This window comes from Kitasatospora sp. NPDC057512, from assembly GCF_042802135.1.
Taxonomy (GTDB): Bacteria; Actinomycetota; Actinomycetes; order Streptomycetales; family Streptomycetaceae; genus Kitasatospora.
On record NZ_JBHVET010000837.1, the window covers coordinates 1 to 3372 of the forward strand.

The window sequence follows — 3372 nt, forward strand, 5'->3', positions numbered from 1 at the left end:
CGGCGGCACCGGCACGTCCCGCGACGAGGCGGTCCGTTACGGGACTCCTCAGAGCGCCGAGAACACCGGCAGGTAGCCACCGGACTGGCCGGCCGCCTTCGGGTGGTAGCTCTCGTCGACCGGCAGGGTGGTGCTGTTCAGCCAGGTGGTCAGCGAGCCGCAGATCTCGTGCTCGTTGAAGATGCTGCGGACGTCACCGAAGGCGAAGCCGGCGTTGGCGGCGCGCTTGGCGAGGACGCCGTCCAGGGTGTCGGCCGCACCGTTGATGGCGGCGCGCTTGGTGTCACCGATGCCGAAGATGCAGCTGCCGCCGACCTTGTAGATGTGCGGGTAGCCCATCACCACGACGTGGGCGTTCGGGGACTTGGCCTTGATCGCCGAGTACACCTTGTCCAGCTGGCCGGGCAGGGTGCTGGTGGCGTAGCTCTTGGCCGTGTTGACGGCGTTGATGCAGTCGGTGTCCGAACCGAGGACACAGGTCTGCATGGTGTCGGCGAAGCCGGCGTCGTTGCCGCCGACCGAGATGCTGACCAGCGAGGTGCTGGCGTCCAGGGCGGAGATCTGGCTGTTGAGGATGTCACCGGTCTTGGCGCCCGAACAGGCCACGAACTTGAAGGAGGACGGCGAGTGCGCGTTCTTCCAGAGGTACGCGTACGCGTTGGTGCTGCGCTTGCAGCTGCCGCTGTCGCTCAGGTAGCTGCCGGCACCGACGCCGGAGGAGTACGAGTCGCCGAGGGCCACGTAGTTGACACCGGCGGCGTTCGCGGACGACGCGGCGAAGAGCGTCGTCATGGTGAGGCCTGCCGCTACGGCGGCGATGGACAGGGCACGGGCAGGGCGGATCATCGCATCTCCAGTGGGGTGGCGTGGCGAGGGTCACAGAAGTGATACCAGGCGGTAGCCAAACCCGGAAGCGGTCATGCCAAGGATATTGACGGGACGTCTGACAGCTCGGAGATGAATTGCCGCCGACAATCCGGGATTTCGCGCAGGTCAGCAGGGGTACGCGGTGACGCGCGTAGCGCAGCGCGCGTAGACCGGCAACTTGCGGAAGTTCTGTGCACGGTAAGCGGGGGGGCCGCCGCCCGGTTTCCGTCGAGTCAGATTCGAAGCGGGCGCCGACGGGCACAGGGGGGGCTGATGGAACACCTCAAGGCACGTCAGAAGGCGGGCAGACCGGGGCATCTGCGGCACCGTCGGAATTCACCGGTGCGGCCGATCGGAGCGGTGCGGCTGACGGTCAACGTCCGCCATGGCCGCGCGTGCTGTGTGTGCCGCGCGTCATGGCAGCGCGGCGGGACACTGCGGCAGGACAGCGCGGCGGGACAACCTGCCAGGGCAGCGCGACAGGGCAGCCCGGCAGAGCGGCCTGCCGGGAGGTCGCACAGGAGTACGGCGATGCGCGCGGTCAGCCGTGCGCGCCGGGGCGGCCACCACCGAGGTGCACGGCACCCGGGTAGACGGCGCCCGGGGAGACCGTGCAGCCCTCGACCGGCAGCTCCTCGATCGCCTCGTTCGCGGCCGCGGGCACGCCGAGCCAGCGCGCGGCGGTGGCGACCGCCGCCCGGGCCTGACGCAGCCCGGGCGCGCCCCAGCCGAGCAGCTCGACGGCGAGGCCCGGCGCGACCAGCAGTCGCCGGTAGTGCCGCCCCGAGGCCGGGTCGGCCGCGCTCGGACCGACCGCCCGCAGCGCCGCCGCCATCCGGACCCGCGCGCACTCGTGCCCGCCGTTCGCCGAACCGACCCGGTCGTAGAGGTAGCCGAGGTAGTACGGCCGGCCGATCACGGCCTGTGCCTCCTCGGCCGCCTCCCGGGCCAGGGCGGCCGCCGGATCCCCGCCGTCCTCGGGCTCCAGCGACCCGCCGGGCAGCGAGCAGATCCCGTCCCGGGGGTTCACCAGTGTCAGCACCCGCCCGTCCGGTGCGAACAGCCACCCCCAGGACTGCTTGACCGGCAGCCCCTCCGGCACCTGCTCACCCGGCCGCCACGGCCAGCCCGCGGTGGGACGCCGCCGCACCTTCCCGAGCAGTTCGGCGATCTCCGCGCTGTACTCGATCGGGCTCATGCTCTCGCCCCGCGGCGCTCGGCGGGGGTGCTCGCCCCCGCACACCCCCTGGCACCGAGCTCGCTCCGCTCGCTCATCCGTCCCCCTCTCGCTGTCGGGCTTCGCCGGACCGGCGGTGCGCGGGGAGGACCTGCAGGGCGCGGTACGGAGCGGCCGGAGCGGCGGCGTGGGGCACCGCACGCTCCTGCTGTTGATCTTCTCCGAATCTTCCCCGAACAGGCGGTCGATGAACAGTCCCCAGCGCCGCATGGTGGACGCGGAGGCGGCGAACGCGGTGAACGCGGAGGCGGCGAACGCCCGGATCACCCCAGCGGCCCACCCCCTTCCCCGGCGCCCCGGAAGCCGGGCAGCGGGAACCCGGGCCGAGGCTCCACCCCGGGCGGGAACGGCAGCCCGCGCGCGGCGTCGTCGGCCAGCTCGTCGAACACCTCGTGCGCCGTCATCGGCCGCAGCCGCCCGCCGGTCAACGCCCAGCCGAGCACCGGCGGCCGGAGCCCGGCGTCGTCGGCCGGGGAGGCCGGACCCCTGGCCGGGCCCGACCGGCCGTCGGACCGACCGGCGGCCCGGACGCCCGCCGACGGGTCGCCGTGCAGCAGCAACGCCCCCTCCCCGCCCAGGGCGACACCCGCCGCGAGCGTGACGCAGAACGCCTCGGCGTCCCGCCCCGCCGGATACAGCCGGCCCTCCTCCACGCAGACGTCCACCGCCGAGGTGAGCTCCTCGCCGTCCTCCGGACCGTGGCAGCGCAGCGTCAGCAGGTGGCACCCCTCCCCCGCGCCCTCGGCGAGGGACAGGTAGACGGACGTCACGTACCGCATCACGGCCGCCATCCGGAACTGCCCGCCGGGGTCGTCACCGACGGCGTCCAGCAGGGCCGCGCAGGCCACGGACATCCGCACCCGCGCCCGGTGGTCGTCCAGCAGCACCGGGAGCAGCTCGGCCAGCCGCTCCCCCGCGTAGACGAACGGCTCCCCCGCCAGCTCGGGATCGCCCGCGTAGGCGACCCGGGCGGCGGGCATCCGGGGATCGAGGCCGAGCGCCTCGCAGTAGTCCTCGAAGTCGCCCGCCTCCAGGACCCGCAGGTGCACCTCCAGCCCCTGCCGGTGCAGGGCTGTGAGCTGCTCCTCCGCCCGCCGCAGGTAGGCCTGGTGCCCGAGCCCGCCGAACAGCCCGTACCGCGCCAGCCCGGCGAAGTCCCCGGCGTCGACGGCCAGGGCCACCGCCACCGGCTGGGGCGGCGGCGCGCCCCGGACCCGCCCGCCGAGCCCGACCGCCCGCGCACCGTCCCCTCCCGCACGGGCCCCCGG

Annotated in this window: 3 protein-coding genes; all 3 read right to left on the reverse strand. The window is 73.8% G+C overall.

Features of this window, described 5'->3' with window-relative positions; all coding sequences use genetic code 11:
- Positions 1-48: 48 nt before the first annotated feature.
- Positions 49-846 carry an SGNH/GDSL hydrolase family protein gene (locus ACFU6K_RS34515; protein ID WP_380669874.1) on the reverse strand — a complete coding sequence of 266 codons (798 nt, stop codon included), beginning with the start codon at positions 844-846 and terminating at the stop codon, positions 49-51.
- 562 nt (positions 847-1408) lie between these two features.
- Positions 1409-2065: an NUDIX domain-containing protein gene (locus ACFU6K_RS34520; RefSeq protein WP_380669876.1), complete on the reverse strand. Its 657-nt coding sequence runs from the start codon at positions 2063-2065 to the stop codon at positions 1409-1411.
- Positions 2066-2367: 302 nt separating this feature from the next.
- Positions 2368-3372, reverse strand: a 1005-nt coding sequence (locus tag ACFU6K_RS34525; RefSeq protein ID WP_380669878.1) for a hypothetical protein, incomplete at its 5' end; no start/stop codon positions are given.

Coding starts and splice junctions, on each gene's coding strand:
- ACFU6K_RS34515 (WP_380669874.1), bottom strand. CDS start 846: ATGATCCGCCCTGCCCGTGCCCTGTCCATCGCCGCCGTAGCGGCAGGC.
- ACFU6K_RS34520 (WP_380669876.1), bottom strand. CDS start 2,065: ATGAGCCCGATCGAGTACAGCGCGGAGATCGCCGAACTGCTCGGGAAG.